Genomic DNA, 18,821 nt, shown 5'->3' with positions numbered 1-18,821 from the left:
GCTAATTCCGAAACGAATGTCATGAACGGCGATCCTGCATCGATTACGATCTCCAATATGTATGCATTCGGGGCCAGAAGCTTTAATTTGCAAGAAGCTTTGAAGGTCATGGACTACCATGCGTCGACTCCTTCAAGCCTGAACGGCCGGTTTAACCTGGCCGACTATCTGTCCCTGGGCTATATTCCGATCGAAAGAGGCGGATGGGTGACCGGTTATATCGTGGAATATAATAATGCGGACTTTGCCATCGCCCAGTTTGCCAAAGCGCTCGGCGATGAGGAAAAATACAATATCTATATGAACCGTTCGCAGAGCTGGATGCAATCGTTCAAAGACGGATACATTCAACCCCGGCTTGCCAACGGGAATTTTGAGGCCGGCTTCGATCCTGCAAGCGAGCACGGCTTCCAGGAAGCCAACTCCGCTCAGTATACCTGGGTGCTTCCTTTTAACTACAAAGGATTGTTTGAGAAAATGGGCGGCTTGGAAGCAGCCAGGGCTCGTCTCGATTTCTTCTTCCAAAAATTAAATGCCGGATCCAGAGAACCGCATTCGTTCTTGGGCAATCAGCCGAGTTACGGGATCCCGTGGGCTTACAACTTTGCCGGGCAGCCTTGGAAAACTCAAGAAATCGTGCGCAAGGGCATGGTTGAGCTGTTTCATGACGGTCCGTCAGGATTGATCGGCAATAATGATTTGGGTGCAGGTTCAGCATGGTATGTATTAACAGCTTTAGGATTGTATCCGTCCATTCCGGGTGTCGGCGGCTTTTCGCTGAATGCTCCGCTGTTCGATGAAGCGACCATCAAGCTGGGAGACTGTAAGCAGCTCAAGATTATCGGTAACGGTGCTTCGGAACAAGCGAAATATATCCATAGCCTAAAGCTGAACGGACATGATTATGACAGCACATGGCTGCCTTACGGGTTGATTGAGAACGGAGGCGTACTGGACTTTACACTGGGCACAACGCCTGATACAAGCTGGGCAACCCATCCGCCGGAGCCGTTAGCGCCGCCGTCCAACGGTTACCTCGGAGCGCAAACGAACGGAAGGGGCCTTGATGTTCCGGCAGGGGAAATCCCGGTCTCCGATGGCACAAGGGTCCGGACAGGAACGGATCATGAAGGGGATTATCAGAAGTGGGCGGTGACCGGACCTTCTTGTGCACCTAACCTATAGTTTGATATCGCTTAATTGCGGGTGTTTAACGAGATCCCGGAGTAAAGCCTTTTTAGGGGTGAGCCCAGTCTGTTATTCATTGTACAAGGAGGTTCCAAGAGAATGAGCAAAAGGCTTTTGAGAATGTTGAATGTCATGTTCTGTACCGCTCTCCTGTCCATCCTGCTTCCGGCTCTAACGGTGCAGGCAGCTCCGGGCGATTTGATCAACGTCGCACTGGCCAACAACCTGAACGTTACCTTTAGCAGAGAAAACCCGCCAAGTGAAACAGCCGTGAAATTGTTTGATAACAGTTCGGGTACAAAGTGGTTAGCCGCACAGACGACGAATGTATGGGTTCAGCTCCAATTCAAATTTGGCGACACACAGGCGGTCCCCAAGTACGCCATGGTGTCAGCCAATGATGCGCCGACACGGGACCCTAGAAACTGGAGAGTCGAGGGCTCCAATGACGGATTGAATTGGGATGTGCTGGATGAGCGAAGCAATCAAACCTTCAGCGCCCGTTTCCAAACGAAGGAATATATGATTGCGGAAGATAAGGTGAAGGACTACGCCTATTACCGGTTATTTATTCTGAATAACAACGGGGAGTCTACCAATACGCAGTTAGCGGATTGGAAATTGTATGCCGTGGAGCTCGATGATGACGCTTCGGTTGATTCCGCGGTGGCGGCACTTCAGTTGGGAGATACGACAGCTTTGATCCAGGGCTTGGCGCTGCCTGTGAATTTCCGGAAAGGCACGTCGGTCAATTGGGTAAGCTCGAATCCTTCCGTGATGAATAACAACGGGAAAATAGTGAAGCGTCCGGAGCTCGGCCAGCCGAACGCGCAGCTGACGCTGACGGCAACGGTGAATAAAGGCGCCGCCGTCCAGACCAAGCCGTTTAACGTTACGGTGCTTGCGCTCAGCGCAGCCGATTTTCAATATGAAGCGGGTATCGATTTTGAATCCGGTTTCGAATCGGGCGATATCGCTCCCACCGATACGACCGGACCGGACAATACTTACCGGCTGCTGTCGATGACGCGAAATGTCGGACAGTTTTGCTGCTCGATCGGCGGAATGGAATCCAAAAAGGGCAACGGGGCTCATAACGGAGCGGGCGCCTTACAGTTTTCGGGAAGTGCTTTGAATAGGGATGAGTCTTATGCTTACAACCAGATATTCGATGATGAAATCGTAGTAAGACCGTCTACTACGCTGTCATATTGGCTCTTCCCGGAAAAAGAAACGGATGTTCTGCCGACACTGGTGAGAACGACCAGCAAATATACAGCACTCGATATCCTCTTTACCGATGGCACCTATTTGCATGATTTGGGTGCGAAAGATCAACATGAGGTTACGCTTCATCCGAATGCCCAAGGCAATGGCGGTTTCGTGATCGAAGATCAATGGAATTTCATTTCTTCGAACATCGGCGCTGTTGCGAACGGGAAAATCATCGATAAAATCCTGTTCGGATTTGACTCCAGCGGCGCTGATACCGGGTATTTCCGTGGAACTGTCGATGATATCACGATCGAGCATGATTCAACAGCCGGGGAAGCAAATACTCAGTCCGTAAACGCTGCGAAAGCCGCGTTAAGTTTAGGCGATACCTCCGCGGTATCCGGCGACATGAATTTGCCCGCGGCAGGCGAGCTGCAAACGACAATCTCGTGGATGAGCTCGAATCCGCTTATGGTTAGCCATGCAGGCAAACTTGGAGCGAGGCCGATTCCGGGTGAGCCGAGTGCAGAGGTCATACTGACTGCGACGATCAGAAAAGGAGACTCGATTGCGGCGAAGACGTTTGCCGTTCATGTGCTGCCGATCACCCATGCAGATGCGGCAGCCCTCGCTGAAGCGGAGCTTCATCTGGGAGACACAAGCGCGGCAGCTGATGATCTGGCATTGCCTGCTGCTGGTAAATATGGCACAACGATCACATGGGCAAGTTCGCATCCGGCAATCATTGACGGCACGGGTGATGTGAACCGTCCGGCTGCGGGTCAACCGGACGCGATAGTCACATTGACGGCAACGATTATCAGCGGTGCAGAATCCCTAACCAAGCCGTTTACGGTGATTGTGGTTGCAGAGGGAGATAAAGGAGATGTAGCGGCAGACCGAGCGCAGCTTGATCTTGGTGAGATCAGTCAGGTGACAAGCAGCTTGTACTTGCCGGATTTCGGACAGCACGGTTCGAGGATAGCATGGGCAAGTTCAAATCCGGCTGTAATTAGTGTGACGGGGGATGTATATCGTCCCGGCACAGGGCAGCTTGATGCTGCGGTGCAGCTGACAGCGTCGCTAACCAAGGGAGCCGAAAGCGATACGAAGTCGTTTACAGTGAACGTCAAAGCGAAAAGCGTGGATGAGGAAATGGTGTTATCGGCTGCGGAGGCTCTTGATTTGGGGAACACCCGAGCTGTTACGAATCATTTGGCATTGCCTATAAGCATTGCAGGTATGCCGAACGTTGTATTGACGTGGGCAAGCTCAGATCCGATGGTCGTTGATTTCCAGGGTCGGGTAGAGCGGCCATGCTTAGGTGAACCGAATGTAACGGTAGCGTTAACGGCGAAGATCAGCAGCGGCACTGCCAGCGTGACGAGAACCTTTAACGTGACGGTCATTGCTCTCGGAGAAAGCGAAGAGCCTCTTGGCGATGACGCGACATTAAGCGGAATCACGATAGACGGCAATCCGTTGTCCGGATTCGATAAGGACACGTTGAACTACACGGTCGAGCTTCCGGAAGACGCAGCTCAAGTACCGGTTGTCCGTGCGGCGGCTGCCGATTCGAATGCAGACGTTGAGATTACACCGGCGGCGAACCTTCCCGGCAATACGGTGATTGTAGTTACGGCAGAGGACCAAATGACGCAGCAAACGTATACCGTTCATTTTACTTTAGCGGGTGCACCCATTAAAGACACGGCGAAATTAGAAGGCGCAGCACGTGTTACAACGGGCGCTTCCTTCGACCTTACTTACGGCTTGAGCAGCGTGAGCCAAAGCGTCTATGCTCAGGATATAAGCTTCACGTATGATCCGGATAAGGTTGAGTTTATTTCTGTAGATTCTCTGCGGGACGATTTTGTGATTGCTGATAAAAAGCTGACATCAGGCCAAATCCGAATCCTGGCCGTAAGCATCGGAAGCGGACTTAACGCCGGCAGTGATTTGCTGCGGCTGCAGTGGAACGCCAAGCTTCTTGCTGAATCATCGGCCGCAACGATAACTATATCCAATCTGGTTATCTCTGACGGCGAGGGAACGGAAACGGAAGTTGAAGGGACTTCCCACCATATTCAAATTAACGCCGTAGTAAAAGCGGCACTCCAAGCTTTGATCGCCGAGGCGCAAGAGGTTCATGACGCGGCCGTAGAAGGCACACAAAGCGGCCAATATCCGGCAGGCACGAAAGCTCTTTTGCAAACCGCTATACAGGCTGCGGGCCAGATCGCCGGCAGCCCGACAGCTACCCAAACGCAGGTGGATCAAGGCGCTGCACAGTTGAGTGCTGCACTGCAAGCGTTCCGGGCATCCGTCATTACCAGGCTTCCGGATGATTTGAACGGAGACGATAAATACAGTATCGGCGACTTGGGTATGATGGCTGCTTATTACGGCAAAACATCAGAAGACCCGAATTGGGATCTGTACAAAAAAGCAGATCTGGTTCAGGATGGAATCATCGACATTGCGGATCTTGCGGCATTGGCAAGAAAGATTCTCGGTTAGTGTCTATTCGTTGAGAACTATGATACAACGAAGCAGTCCCCGGTCATTCATAATGACTGGGGATTGCCCGTTTAGAAACTTGTTCAGTGACTCCCTCTACTCTAGAACGGGTGATTGGTGATTACGAAGCTTTACACTCGACGGCGGCATTGCATCACATTAAAATGTATTGACATATGAGGAATAAAATGGTACTTTTAGTAAAACATATTATACCTATTAATTAACTTGGATATAGCAGCGGACCGGAAAACCGGAGGCATGGAGATTTCGTTCCATGCTTTTTTTGTATAATCCTTTAGGAGGTGCAGCACATGGCCATTTTATTGGAATCGGTAAAGCTTTTAAAAACGGTAAAGTCGAAACGACAATCCTCTGTTGAAAATCGTAAGGATCATTTGGGTTATCTTCGTTCGTTTAAAGATTCATCCAGGTTAATGACGAACAATAAAAGCATAATCAAAGAATTGGAAATGAGGGTATTAGAATGATGAATCATACGAGGATCCTTTACAATAACGATCAAGCTCCTGTACAGGTTAATTTAGTCGGTACCGATGAAAAGCTTATTCCAGCATTGCTATCTGCTTTGAAAAATAACAAGATCACTCTATCCTCTATTCAAGAAGCTCCGGTACGGATTGATTTATTTAGCTCGGAAGCTTTTTTATATTCCTCAGGCGGAGATAAGTATCGTATACCTATCTTTTGACTATCGTTCAGATCACTGGAGATGTTTTCACTCAACCGGAGAGAGCATCTCTTTTCTTTTAAGGCCTCGTCATTCGAACGGAATACCGGAAGGAGTTGTGTCTTTCATTGTTTCCCAGGGTTGGAGAAGAGAGGGCCATGATGGCTGAAGCAAAAGAATGGCGATTGGACGGAAGTGAGCGTTTTCCTGGAACAACCTATGCCGAGGTCGTGCTTGGACCGGCCTTTGAGCAAGCAAAAGCGGAGTTGCTGGAGCCCATGCTGGCTGTCAATAAAGCTCACCTGATTATGCTGCGCGAGGAAGGGTTGCTCGGAGAGGATGAGGCGAATCGCATCGCAGCGGCATTAACGGTCGTACCTGTTGCCAGAATCCGCGCTGAAGCATATACGGGCGCGTTCGAGGATTTGTTTTTCCGGGTTGAGCACGAGCTGACCGAGCTTGCCGGGGAAGCTGCGGGAAATCTTCATTTGGGGCGGAGCCGCAACGATATGGGGATTGCCATCTATCGCTTGGCGCTGCGGGAAAAGCTGCTGAAGACGATCTCCTCTGCGCTGTTTCTGCGGCAGGAACTGCTGCGCTTTGCCGAATCGCATGCCGATACGTTGATGATCGGCTACACCCACACACAGCAAGCGCAGCCGACGACGCTTGGGCATTACATTGCAGCGGTGGCCGATTCGCTGGACCGTGACATTAAGCGGCTGCAGGCTGCTTATTCCGGCTGCAACCGCAGCAGCATGGGTGCGGCTGCGCTGACCACATCCGGCTTCACGATCAATCGGCAGCGGATGGCAGAGCTGCTTGGCTTCGACGGCGTCATCGTCAACGCCTACGATGCGGTCAGCGGTGCCGACTATATCGGCGAAGCCGCATCCGCTGTGCAGCTTGCGGCGGTCAACACCGGCCGCTTTGTCCAGGAGCTGCTGCTGTGGAGCACGCAGGAATTTGCCGTGCTGCGGGTGGCTGCACCTTACGTGCAAATAAGCTCCATCATGCCGCAGAAGCGCAATCCCGTCTCGATCGAGCATATGCGGTCGCTGCTGTCTTCCGCTTTCGGGGACGCACAAACCGTGCTGACGATGACGCATAACACGCCGTTCGGGGACATTGTCGACACAGAGGACGATATGCAGCCTTACGCCTGGAAAGCGCTGGCGACGCTTGGATCGGTCTACAAGCTGCTCGCCAACGTTATCGCTACGCTTGAGATCAGCAAAGACATGCTGCGCATAAGGGCGGAGGAAAGCTTCGCCACCGTAACCGAGCTGGCGGATACCCTGGTCCGCGAAGAGCGGTTGTCCTTCCGCACAGCGCACAACATTGTAAGCCGAACGGTCAGGAATGTGCTCGAATTTGGCGGAACGGTCCGCCATATCTCACTCAGGCTGCTCGATGAAGCGGCTTTGGCGGTAATCGGGCGGCAGCTGACGCTTGGCGAGGAAAAGCTAAGGCGCGCACTCGATCCGCAGCACTTCATCGAGGTGCGAGCGCTTCAGGGAGGCCCGAATCCGGACGAAGTCCGGCGCGCTATCGGAGAGCAGCGCCAAACGCTTCACGAGCGGCAGGAGTGGCTCGAAGCAGCGTACAGCTCAGCCCGCTCTGCGCAGCAGCTGGTGGAGCGTACCGTCGAGGGATGGGCCCATCAATTCGTTCAAACGGAAGGAGCTTAGCTATGTTCACGAATGGATTCCGAGTCTATGACATCCACGGACACCTGCCCTATCCTTTCGGGTTTATGACGCGTAACCCGGTAGTAACGGCTTTTAACAAGCAGCGAGCCGAGAACATGCGCCTGGCCTGGGACTTCCCGGCCGCCGATAGCGAGCCTGCGGCACCCGACAAGCCGATCATCGAACGCTGGGTCGAATCGCTCGACCGCTACGGGATCGGCGGATTGAATTTTTTAACCGCAGCCGACAATGACGATTTGGCCGCACAAATCAGCAGATATCCCGACAGGTTTACAGGCTTTGCCCACCATTCAATCGAATCGCCCGACGCCGCCGAGGAGCTGGAACGGGCAGTCGACGTGCTGGGGTTAAAGGGCTACAAGCTGTTCGGACCGCTGGTGCAAATTCCGTTTCACGACCCCTCTTTGACGCCTGTTTGGAGATTCCTTGCGGAAAGGCGGCTGCCCGTACTCATCCACTTTGGACTTCTGGGTCACACGGGAGGCATTGTGCACCACATGAATATTAACCCGCTCTCCATTTTCAACGTAGCCCGGGAGTATCCCGATATCCCGTTCATCATTCCGCACTTTGGGGCCGGTTATTTTCAGGAGCTGCTTCATCTGTGCTGGGGTTGCCCGAACATTTACATCGATACTTCCGGCTCCAACCAATGGATGCGCTGGACGCCATACGAGCTGACTCTGGAAACGCTCTTCCGCAAAACGTACGAATTAATCGGACCCAAACGTATTGTATTCGGAACGGATTCCGGCAGCTTTCCGAGAGGCTACGTTTACCGGTATTTGCAGGATCAGGTCCGCGTCTGCCGGGAGCTCAGGTTTAGTGAAGAGGACATCGAAAGCATATTCGGCAACAACGCCAGGAGGCTTTTGAACTTATTGTCATGAAGGCATTTCAAGATACTTGTAAGGTAAATCGTACAAATGTAGGGGAGAGGGACTACGATGAGAAAGCATTCCAGGCAAGAGGTTCAAAAGATTACGGGAAAAGCGGCACTGCTTTCTGCGCTCTCCCTGAGCGCCCTGACGGTATTGTCCGGCTGCTCCGGCTCGGGGGCTGCGCAAGCGGACAACGCGAAGCCCGTCGCCGAAGCTCCGAAAGGAGCCCAGCCCACAGCTTCCGACGAGAAAATCACGATTGAATATTGGCAGTACGAATTTCCGGCAAAAGTCGAGCTGGTGAATAAATTGATCCAGGATTTTCAAAAAACGCATCCGAATATTACTATCAAGCATACGAATTTTCCTTATGATCAATACAACGAAAAGGTAGCTACGCTCGTTCCGGCAGGAAAGGGGCCGGATGTGATCAACCTTTACTATGGTTGGCTGCCTAAATATGTGTCTTCCGGTTATTTGCAGCCGCTGCCGGAGAGCGAGTTTTCGGAAGCGAAGGTCAAAGCGGAGTTTTTTCCTTTTGTCGATGCGGCTAAGCTGAACGGTAAATATTACGCTATTCCCACGGCAGTACGGACGCTGGGTCTCTTTTACAACAAGGACCTGTTTACGAAAGCGGGTCTGGATCCGAGCAAGCCTCCGGCTACCTGGGAGGAGCTGATTACTTATGCAAAAAAGCTGACGGAGACCGATAAAAACGGCCAGTTCGTTGTGGAAGGACTTGCCTGGCAGCCGGGCGCCCAGCTTCATCATTGGTTCCGCGATGCCCTGATTTATCAGGCGGGAGGCAAGGATATCAGCGAGGATCGCCGCAAGCTGCTGTGGAACGACTCACTGGCAGGACTCGAGGCGTTCAGTTATCTTGTCGATCTGGCGGTTAAGCATAAGGTCGGCATCAACGGTTTTTATAACGATGATATTACCGCATTCAAAGGCGGCCACGCAGCGATGAATGTAGACGGTTCCTTCCAGCTCGGAAGCATCAAGAGGGATGCGCCGAACTTGAACTATGCTATCGCGCCGCTCCCTTCCTACAAATCGAAGGCGACGCAAGCGTCCTTCTGGGCGAATGCGATTCCGAAAAATGTGGAGGGCAAGAAGCTGGAGGCGGCGACCGAATTCCTGAAGTTTCTGACAAGCAAGGAGGTTCAGGAGCAGTGGGTGGAAAAAATCGGCGAGCTGCCTGCGAAGAAGGAAGTTGCCTTGCAGGAAAAATATACGAAGGATGAAAAGCTTGGGCCGTTCATCGAACAGCTTTCCGTCGCCAACTCCCACTTCTTTGTAGATGAAAAGCTGGAAAGAGACTACTTCACGCAAGCGGTTGATCAAATACTCCTGAATAAAACAGACTACAAGACAGCCTTCGATGAGCTGGTGGCCAAAACCCAGAAGCTGTATGACGATTACTGGGCGAAGCAGGACAAGAAGTAAGGTTCGGGGAGAGGTGAATTCCAATGGAAAAAGCCGAATCGCTGCCTGCAGTAAAACCGGAGGTTGCAGCGCCGAAGGGACTTAGCGTGAAACAGCAGAGGTACCTGTTTATTTACGGATGCCTGATCGTGCCGCTTATTTTCTTTATTACGATCCGCATTGCGCCGATTCTGTACTCATTTAATATCAGCTTGCGGGAATGGGATATGCTTTCCGAGGATAAGCCGTTTGTCGGCCTAGCCAATTTCGTGACGCTGTTTCAAGACGAAGTATTTTTGTCCGCTTTGCGGAACACGTTCGTGTATGTGCTTGTAGGCGTTCCGGGGCAGTTGATCGCCGGGCTTTCGATAGCTCTGCTGCTGCAGAGCATTACCCGCTTTCGCGGGTTGTACCGCGTCGTTTATTTCATTCCCTATGTGACCAGTATTGTGGCGGTCAGCTGGGTATTCCGGTGGATATTGATGAGAAACGGGATTGCCAACGCGCTGTTTCTGGAGCTTGGGTTATCACCGCAGCTGTTTCTCGGTTCTCCCTCTCAAGCGATTTATTTGATCATTTTGGTTATCATTTGGCAGGCGGTCGGATTTCAGATGCTGATTTTCCTGGCTGGGCTGCAACATATTCCGGCCCTGTATTATGATGCTGCTGCTATCGATGGAGCGGGGGCATGGCAGAGGTTCCGTCATATTACGCTGCCGCTGCTAAACCCGGTCATCGTATTTTCAGTCGTCATCGGCAGCATCGGCTTTCTGCAAACCTTTACACAGGTGTTGAGCATGACGGACGGCGGGCCGCTGAATTCCACTTTATCTTTAGTGCTGCACATTTACAATCTTGCCTTCAAGCATTTTAAAATGGGGGAAGCCGCCGCCGCTACGGTTGTATTGTTCGCCTTCATCCTGGCTTTATCTTTGTTGCAATTAAAACTGCTGAATAAAAAAATCGAATATTAATAAGGAGCGTTCGTTATGAGCCTATCCCTCAAGAGGACGTCCGCTGCCGCAGGCATCCATCCGGTTTATTGGCTTCGCGCCGCACCTTACGTGATTCTTGCCGCCGGTGCCATTATGATGCTGTTCCCGTTCTTGTGGATGCTTGCGACCTCTCTCAGAGAGCCTAAAGACTTGTTCACGCTCAACCTTATTCCCAGTCCGGCCACCTTGAGCAATTATGCGCAGGTATTCGTGAAGGCACCCTTCGCGAAGTGGATGCTGAACAGCTTCATTATAGCTGGGCTGACCACCGTTAGCGTTTGCTTTTTTGACACTGTGATCGGTTACATTATGGCTAAATTTTCTTTTCATGGGAAAAAGATTATTTTTATAGCCATCTTAAGCACATTAATGGTGCCGACGGAGATGCTGATCATTCCTTGGTATCTTCTATCGGTCAAGTTGAACTTGGTCGATACATATTCGGGAATTTTGTTCCCGGGTCTCATTTCCGCTTTCGGCATTTTCCTGATGAAGCAGTTTATGGAGTCCGTGCCTAATGACCTGCTGGATGCGGCGAGAATCGACGGCATGAGCGAATGGGGAATTCTGGTGCGGATTGCAGTCCCGCTGATCAAGCCTGCCTTGGCGACGCTTTGCATTTTATCCTTTCTGGGCAATTGGAATTCTTTTATCTGGCCTCTTATTGTGACCCAAACGAAGGAAAATCTGACGGTGCCTGTCGGCCTCGCCCTATTTTCCAGTGAACTTAAGGACAGCAGCGGGTGGGTACTGATCATGACGGGCGCCTGCATATCGATTACTCCGTTGATTCTTATTTTTCTTGTCTTTCAAAAACAAATTATTCGCGGAGTCGCACTGACCGGGCTGAAGTAAAAATAAGGGAATTCGTTGTGCATGAAAAAAGTATTGAAATGCGTATTAATCCTAGTATAATACCTGATATAAGTCGATTTACACAGCTAGTCTACCGGACAACTGGGGACGGATCATTCTTAAGAACACTTTTCTTGGGATGCTCTGTCTCTTTTTTGTAGTGCAGCAATGAATAGAAGGGCTTTTATTCATGGGGATCGGTAAGAAGCCGGGGGAGATCAGAAAGCAGAAGGGATGCATGGACAAGCGGAGATGATAGATAGAAACAAGCTTCAATGGATTTTTTTTGATGTGGGTGATACCCTGGTGGATGAATCGCTGCCGTTTCAGAGCAGCATCGAACAATTTGTGCGCTATGCGGGCCTATTGGGTTATACGGTATCCGAGAAAGCTGTAAAAGATGGATTGACGGAGGCTTACACGTCGTTCAGTACCAGGCCGATGTGGCAGGTCATGGAAGCGTTGATTCCTTCCGAAGAAGCACGCATTCAAATACGGGGTCAAATGAAATATGAGAAGCACCTGGAGCAGCCTTTTCCCGAAGCAAAAGAGGTGCTGTTCCGCTTGGCCGAGCACTATAAAATCGGGATTATTGCCAATCAAAGCATAGGCACCTCCGATCGTCTGGAGAACTACGGCTTGCTCCCCTACATTTCCGTCGTATGCTCTTCCGCAGAGGCGGGGCTGTCCAAGCCCGATCCGAAGTTTTTCCATATGGCATTGGAGGAAGCGAAATGTTCACCGGAGCAGGCGGTTATGGTAGGCGATCGGATTGACAACGATATTCTGCCGGCGCAAGCGCTGGGGATGGGCACGGTTTGGGTGAGACAGGGTTATGCCAGGGAACAGCGTATACCTTTATCGGGCATGGCGCCGGATATTATTATAAACCGGCTGTCTGAAATTGTAGGAGCCTTGATAAGGCGTTAATATCCGGACGGAAGCTCGAAAGCGGGCTTAAATAAAGCGGGGCTGTCCCGGAAGTCATGATCATGACTTCCGGGACAGCCCCATAAGTTATGTCTTGGTTCTCTATTTTTCCAGTACGATATCTTGCAAAGTAATGGCCCATTGTGTAGAGCTTTCGAAAAACCCGGGTTGAGGTGTGAATAAAACTACGAATTATGGACCGTCACAGAAAAAAATGAATAATCTGATTATTTTATCCTTTACATAAAATATGGAATTATATATAATAATTTCATCAACGCAAGCGTATGCATTATAAAGTGAAGGATGTAGGGGAGTATGCCGATTACAACAAAGGATATTGCGCGAATTGCAAACGTAAGTCAATCTACAGTATCACGTTGCTTAAATAATAGTCCTACAATTTCAGAGGAAACCAAGAAGAGAGTACTGCAAATCGCCCAACAAAACGGCTTTCAATTCAATGCTAACGCAAGAAGTTTGAGTACTAACAAAACGCACACGATAGGCGTCATTTTTCCGAGAATTTTGCTTGACTACGGGTTTGATATTAATTTCAAATCCTGGCAAGATGAGTTGATGGAAAATCTGGAACGTCTAAACCTAGACGTCATCGTATCCTTATTTGAGAATAGATTTACGAAGCAAAATAATATTAAAAAGCTAATTACGGGAAGAAAAGTTGATGGGCTCATTATTTTGCAACCGGAGTTAGATCGTGACACCGTAGCTTTTTTGGAGAAAATGAATGTCCCTTATGTTTTTTGCAAGTATTTGCCTGATATTTACAAAACCGAGGAAGTGGATTTTGTTTATGTGAATCAATTTAAAGGAGGGTATTTGGCTTCCGAACATCTGTTGAATCTAGGACATAAAAATATTTTGTGTATTTCCGCAAATGTTGGAGGCGATGAGTTTAGATTAAGAACGGAAGGTTTTAAATCGGCTTTCACCGATCATGGTCTTGAGTTTGATGATAAGATGTTGTTTTTTGGAGATACAACTTTTAAGTCGGGTTATCAGGTTATTAAGGAAAACGAAGGAGTATTAAAAGAAATTACGGCTATCTTTGCTCAAAATGACTTGATGGCGTTAGGCGTAATCTCAGCATTGAAGGATCGGGGAATTGATGTGCCGAACGATATTGCGGTGGTCGGTTACGATAATATCGAGATCTGTGAATTTTTCAAACCACATTTAACCACAATCCATCAACCTACTAAAGAACTTGCGGAGTTAACTTGTGGTCGATTAGTAGCGCTGTTAAACTCCAAGAAGTCAAACGTAAAACAAAAAACAGTAATTGAACCTAAATTAGTCATTAGAGAATCATGTGGCAGTCAAATAAGCCGAACATAACATCCTACTTCTTGTTATTTAAAATCAGGTGTAATCTTTTAATTTTTTTGAATATAATGCAACCGTATGCGTCATAGTATACAGTGCTGCATTTACTTTTTTCAGATTTATGCATACGGTTGCTTAAAATCATACATGCGTTTGAATTTGATACTAAGAAAGGATGTTGAGTGTGGAGAAATGGTTAGAGGGAAAGATATGTATGGTTACCGGGGCTGCCAGAGGAATGGGAAAGGCATTAGCCATGAAGTATGCCGAACATGGAGCCAATGTTGTATTGATGGATGTAAACAAGGAAAGCGTTGAAGCAGCTGCAAAAGAAATCGAAGCCCTGGGGGTACAAGCATTGCCTCTCAAGGTAGATGTAACTTCTTCGCTAGAGATTAATCACGCATTGGATGAAGTTGAATCCAGGTTCACAGCAATTGACGTATTGGCAAATTGTGCCGGCATCTCTACCTCCAGTTTGATCCTGGATGTTGAAGAAGAAGAATGGGATCGAGTTTTCAATGTGAATTTGAAATCGGTTTATTTACTCAGCAGACGTGTAGCAAAAAATATGATTAACAACAACGTTAAAAACGGGAAAATTATTACAATTTCATCTCAAGCCTCGAAGATTGGCGAACTTGGAAACGGGCCGTATAGCGCTTCAAAAGCAGGGGTAAATTCGCTAACCCAGGTGCTTGGTCTGGAACTAGCGGAATATGGGATTGCGGTCAATGCCGTTTGCCCCGGCTATGTAAATACCGAAATGATCCAGCAGGTGTTCCAAAAGAGAGGACCGATCGAGGGGATGACGCCAAAAGAATATGAAGAAACATTAACAAGTCAGGTGCCGATGAAGAGAATGGCGGAGCCTGAAGAAATAGCAGAATTTATGCTGTTTTTAAGCAGCGAGAAAGCAAATTATATTACGGGAGTATCATTGACCATTGCCGGTGGAAAAACAATCATTTGATGGAGAAGGAGTGATCGTAGTGCGACTCTGCCTTGTGACAGATTCACTGGGGAACATGTCTTTTATAGAAATGCTTGCTGCATCCGCATCTTTAGGCTATGAGTCTTTAGAGTTTGCATGTGGTAATTGGTCGAAAGCACCCCATATAGACTTAGATGAACTTCTGGAGAGTGAATTGAAACGAGATAAATTTGTAAGCGCTGTCAAAGTTGAGGGGCTTGAAATAGAAGCATTGAATTGTTCTGGTAATCAATTAGCCCCAAATGAAGAAGGAAGGGCACATCAGGTAGTAGTGGAAAAAACCTTTAGACTCGCGGAACTGTTGGGAGTAAAAACGATTGTTATGATGTCTGGACTTCCAGGTGGAGGTCCGAAGGATACAATCCCTAACTGGATCACAACGAGCTGGCCGCCATTGACTACAGAAGTTCTGAACTGGCAATGGAATGAAATCGCATTCCCCTATTGGGAAAAAACGGTGAAGCAAGCAAAAGAACATGGGATCGAAAAGATTGCTTTAGAAAATCATGGGTGTCAGCTGGTTTATAATCCGCAGACGCTGTTCAAATTAAGAAACCAGGTGGGAGAAATGGTTGGAATGAACCTTGATCCAAGCCACTTGTTTTGGATGGGAGGAGATCCAATTTTAGCTGCAAGACATTTAGGAGCTGCGATTTATCATATTCATGCCAAAGACGTACGTATTGAAAGAGGATTCGTTGGAACGGACGGGGTTCTTGATACAAGAACGATAGATCGTTTTTTTGAGCGTTCATGGAATTACGTAGCTTTGGGCTATGGGCATGATGTTCATTGGTGGAGTGAATTTTTTACGGTGGTTAGAATGATGGGTTACGATGGACCCATAAGTCTTGAGAATGAAGATTTAAGTATGGATCAACTAACTTCGGTAAAGAAATCTACTAAAGTATTGCAAGAAGCGATGCCGCGGGATTTTGATTCTGCTAGAGGAGTAGGCTTACTATGAAATTTTCTATCTGCAGCTGGACATTTGGAAATGAGCCCATCGAAAAGGTCATGAAATTTGTATCTGAGACAGGTTATGACGCTATTGAAATCCGTGCAGCAGTGAATGAATATAATTGGAAGGAACTTTTACGCCTATCGAAGGATTTGTCTTTAGACATCGGAGGATTAACTGGAGATACCGGCTGGCCTTGTGAAGAGCAGGATTTGGCTAATCGAAGTGCGGCTCATCGTCAGCGTGCTGTTGAATATTTCAAACGGCAAATAGAAGCGGTGAAAGAAGTCGAAGGCAGCTATCTTGTTGTATGCCCCTCGGCTGTAGGGAAAACAGCTTTGATGGGAAATCCGGGGGAAGATTGGAAATGGGCGGTTGATTCCGTTCAAAAATTAACAGATCAAGCAAGTGAATGGGATGTCACACTGGTAATCGAGCCTTTAAATCGTTATGAAAGCTGTATAGTGAATACAGCGGAGCATGCCTTGCAATTTGTTCAAGAGGTGGGGCATCCCAACGTAAAAACGTTATTGGATTCCTATCATATGAACGTGGAAGAAAAAGATATGGAAACGCCGTTCTTCACCGTGAAAGACCATTTGGAAATCCTTCATGTTGCAGACAGTAACCGGCAGGCGTTAGGAAGAGGCCATATCAACTTTGCTCCATTTGTATCCGGTATCCAAAAGGCTGCGTTTAACGGAACGGTTGTTGTTGAATGTTGTGCTCCTGGTGCCAATCCTTTTCAAGCTGATAAGGGACATCCTGCGATGGAATGGATCTATACCTATGCGACGGAATCGCTCGCGTATTTAAAGAAACACTTCAGATCGTAATGCACAATCCTATCTCAATTAAGGGGGATTTATCCATGAAGGCGAAAAGAAATCTGGTCATGTTGTTTACCTTGTTTTGTTTGGCGCTGATTTTCTCCGGTTGTTCGAGTGATGCATCCAATTCGGGGACCCCATCCGCTGCCTCATCTGAAACCCCGGCAAAAAATAAAAGAAAGTGGTAGGTGTTTTAATCGGGGATTTCAGCGCACAGTTTCATGCATACATCATGGATGGAATGAAGGTGGAGGCCAAAAAATATCCCGATGTTCAATTTGTTTACGTAGATGGAAAGTTCGACTCCACGGTTCAATTGGGTCAGGTTGAGAACTTTATTGCCCAAAAAGTGGATGCCATCATTTTCGTACCGGGAGATAGTGAAGGTTCTAGGCCGGCTGTGGATTTAATCGCCAAAGCAGGAATTCCTCTGATCAATGTAAACACCAAAGTACCGAATGCCGACCAGGTTGCTGCTTACGCATATGCAGGTTCCAGTTCTGTAGAATCCGGAGAAATCTTGATGGAAGCAATGGCCGAAGTTATGGGTGGAAAGGGTAATATGATTGAATTGCAAGGCTGGTATGGTCATGAACCTCAGATCGAAAGACACCAAGGTATTGCAAATATTCTTAAAAAGCATCCTGACATTAAAGTTCTTGCAGAGGATTCCGGTAAATGGAATAGAGAAGAAGGCATGAAGAAGGTTGAGAACTGGATTCAGTCAGACTTAAAAGGCAAATTTAATGCAATTGTTGCTCATAACGATGAAATGGCGGTCGGAGCTGTAAAAGCACTTGAAGATGCCGGTTTACTGGAGCAAGTTGTAGTTGGAGGCATTGACGCAACACCTGACGCTTTAAATATGTTGAAAGCAGGTAAACTGAAAGTTACTGTGTTTCAGGATGCTTTTGGTCAAGGCGCCAAAGGTGTGGAACTTGCTGTTAAAGTACTGAATGGTGAAAAACTGGAAAAAGAATATATTATTCCTTATAAACGTGTCAAACCTGAAGAAGCCGATAAATATCTTGCCATTTACGGCAAAAAGTAAACTTTATACTTACTATAAAAAAATAGGATAGGTACCAACCGCTTCATGTTGGTACTTGTCCTCCTGAAATGAGGGAATAGGATGCAAGAACAATATGTACTGGAAATGGAGCATATATCCAAAACATTCCCGGGCGTACGGGCTTTAGAAGACGTAAGTTTTAAAGTTAGGAAAGGAACCGTACATGCTTTGATGGGTGAGAATGGAGCGGGAAAGTCTACACTCATGAAGATTTTAGGGGGCATATACTGGCCTGAAACCGGACGGATCAAGTTAAGGGGCAAAGAAATTGGGATGCTCACTCCTAGAGATTCTCTGAAGAACGGAATTTCTATGATACACCAGGAGTTAACTTCTGTTTATGATATGACCGTTGCAGAAAATATTTTTTTAGGAAGAGAACCTCTTTTCGCAAAATTTTGGGTAAATGAGAAAAAATTAAACGAGGACACCCGTCATTTATTAGAAAGCTTAGAAATTTCGATTGACCCGAAAACGAAAATGAAAGACCTCTCCATTGCAAGAATGCAGCTGGTCGAGATTGCCAAAGCGATCTCTTACAATTCCGAAATCATTATTATGGATGAGCCAACCTCGGCAATTACGGACCGGGAAGTTGCTCATTTGTTTAAGATCATACGCTCACTTACGAATAAGGGAGTATCCATTATTTATATTTCCCATAAAATGGACGAAATCTTTGAGATTGCTGACGAAATTACGGTGTTAAGAGACGGGGAATTGGTAGATAGTAAACACGTAAAAGAACTGACCCAACAAGATTTAATTTCCATGATGGTTGGCAGGGAGTTGAAAGAGCTGTTTCCCAAGAAGGAGGTTAGGATTGGGGAGAAGGTCTTAGAGGTAAAAAATCTGTCTTTAAAAGGAAAATTTAATAATATCTCATTCCAACTCCGAAAAGGAGAAATACTTGGTATTGCAGGCTTGATGGGATCAGGAAGATCAGAAGTCATGGAAAGTCTTTTCGGACTCGCTAAACCGGATGAAGGGGAAATATTTTTCCATGGTAAAAAAGTGGATATTAAATCTCCAGAAGACGCAAAAAAAAATGGATTGGCATTTATTACTGAGGATAGGAAATTAACAGGACTGTTTCTACCCCATTCTGTAAAAGACAATATGATCGCAGCCAGTTTGGAAAAATATACAAAGGGAATGTTCATGAATGAAGGGAAGATCAGAAATGAATGCAATAAACAAAG

At 47.7% G+C, this 18,821-nt stretch carries 16 protein-coding genes; all 16 read left to right on the top strand.

All coding sequences use genetic code 11. The features are described from left to right. On the top strand, positions 1–1,185 hold a 1,185-nt coding region (locus tag JMF85_RS22345; protein WP_201318931.1), incomplete at its 5' end, for a glycoside hydrolase domain-containing protein. A 102-nt stretch (positions 1,186–1,287) separates the two neighbouring features. Beyond that, positions 1,288–4,923, top strand: a complete 3,636-nt coding sequence (locus tag JMF85_RS22340; protein ID WP_201318930.1) for an immunoglobulin-like domain-containing protein — start codon at positions 1,288–1,290, stop codon at positions 4,921–4,923. 314 nt (positions 4,924–5,237) lie between these two features. Continuing rightward, entirely contained in the window at positions 5,238–5,414 is a 177-nt protein-coding gene (locus JMF85_RS22335; RefSeq protein WP_155615143.1) for a hypothetical protein, read from the top strand. Then, positions 5,411–5,635 (top strand): hypothetical protein, encoded by a 225-nt coding sequence (locus tag JMF85_RS22330; protein WP_127608365.1) that lies wholly within the window; start codon positions 5,411–5,413, stop codon positions 5,633–5,635. Before JMF85_RS22335 ends, JMF85_RS22330 begins: the two co-directional genes overlap by 4 nt. 140 nt (positions 5,636–5,775) lie before the next feature. After that, on the top strand, positions 5,776–7,305 hold the full coding sequence (gene argH / locus JMF85_RS22325) for an argininosuccinate lyase (RefSeq protein ID WP_372813626.1): 1,530 nt from the start codon (positions 5,776–5,778) through the stop codon (positions 7,303–7,305). Between the two features lie 2 nt (positions 7,306–7,307). Next, entirely contained in the window at positions 7,308–8,216 is a 909-nt protein-coding gene (locus JMF85_RS22320) for an amidohydrolase family protein (protein ID WP_201318928.1), read from the top strand. Between the two features lie 57 nt (positions 8,217–8,273). After that, positions 8,274–9,656 (top strand): sugar ABC transporter substrate-binding protein, encoded by a 1,383-nt coding sequence (locus tag JMF85_RS22315; protein WP_141335551.1) that lies wholly within the window; start codon positions 8,274–8,276, stop codon positions 9,654–9,656. 23 nt (positions 9,657–9,679) lie between these two features. Continuing rightward, positions 9,680–10,609, top strand: coding sequence for a carbohydrate ABC transporter permease (locus JMF85_RS22310; RefSeq protein WP_201318927.1), 930 nt, complete (start codon positions 9,680–9,682; stop codon positions 10,607–10,609). Between the two features lie 15 nt (positions 10,610–10,624). Then, entirely contained in the window at positions 10,625–11,485 is an 861-nt protein-coding gene (locus tag JMF85_RS22305) for a carbohydrate ABC transporter permease (RefSeq protein ID WP_141335549.1), read from the top strand. A gap of 252 nt (positions 11,486–11,737) precedes the next feature. Beyond that, a complete protein-coding gene (locus JMF85_RS22300) occupies positions 11,738–12,415 on the top strand; it encodes an HAD family hydrolase (protein ID WP_164751853.1) in 678 nt (225 codons plus the stop codon). A gap of 318 nt (positions 12,416–12,733) precedes the next feature. Next, a complete protein-coding gene (locus tag JMF85_RS22295; RefSeq protein ID WP_201318926.1) occupies positions 12,734–13,774 on the top strand; it encodes a LacI family DNA-binding transcriptional regulator in 1,041 nt (346 codons plus the stop codon). Between the two features lie 172 nt (positions 13,775–13,946). After that, positions 13,947–14,735: an SDR family NAD(P)-dependent oxidoreductase gene (locus JMF85_RS22290; RefSeq protein ID WP_181410157.1), complete on the top strand. Its 789-nt coding sequence runs from the start codon at positions 13,947–13,949 to the stop codon at positions 14,733–14,735. 19 nt (positions 14,736–14,754) lie between these two features. After that, positions 14,755–15,723 (top strand): sugar phosphate isomerase/epimerase family protein, encoded by a 969-nt coding sequence (locus JMF85_RS22285; protein WP_201318932.1) that lies wholly within the window; start codon positions 14,755–14,757, stop codon positions 15,721–15,723. After that, positions 15,720–16,553, top strand: a complete 834-nt coding sequence (locus JMF85_RS22280; protein ID WP_054799325.1) for a sugar phosphate isomerase/epimerase family protein — start codon at positions 15,720–15,722, stop codon at positions 16,551–16,553. Before JMF85_RS22285 ends, JMF85_RS22280 begins: the two co-directional genes overlap by 4 nt. A gap of 175 nt (positions 16,554–16,728) precedes the next feature. Beyond that, positions 16,729–17,598: a sugar ABC transporter substrate-binding protein gene (locus JMF85_RS22275; protein WP_201318925.1), complete on the top strand. Its 870-nt coding sequence runs from the start codon at positions 16,729–16,731 to the stop codon at positions 17,596–17,598. Between the two features lie 81 nt (positions 17,599–17,679). Beyond that, on the top strand, positions 17,680–18,821 hold a 1,142-nt coding region (locus JMF85_RS22270; RefSeq protein ID WP_201318924.1), incomplete at its 3' end, for a sugar ABC transporter ATP-binding protein.

Origin of the sequence: Paenibacillus sp. EPM92, from assembly GCF_016586185.1 — a bacterium.
In the GTDB taxonomy this organism is placed as follows: Bacteria; Bacillota; Bacilli; order Paenibacillales; family NBRC-103111; genus Paenibacillus_G; species Paenibacillus_G validus.
This window is presented reverse-complemented; position numbering and strand designations above follow the sequence as displayed.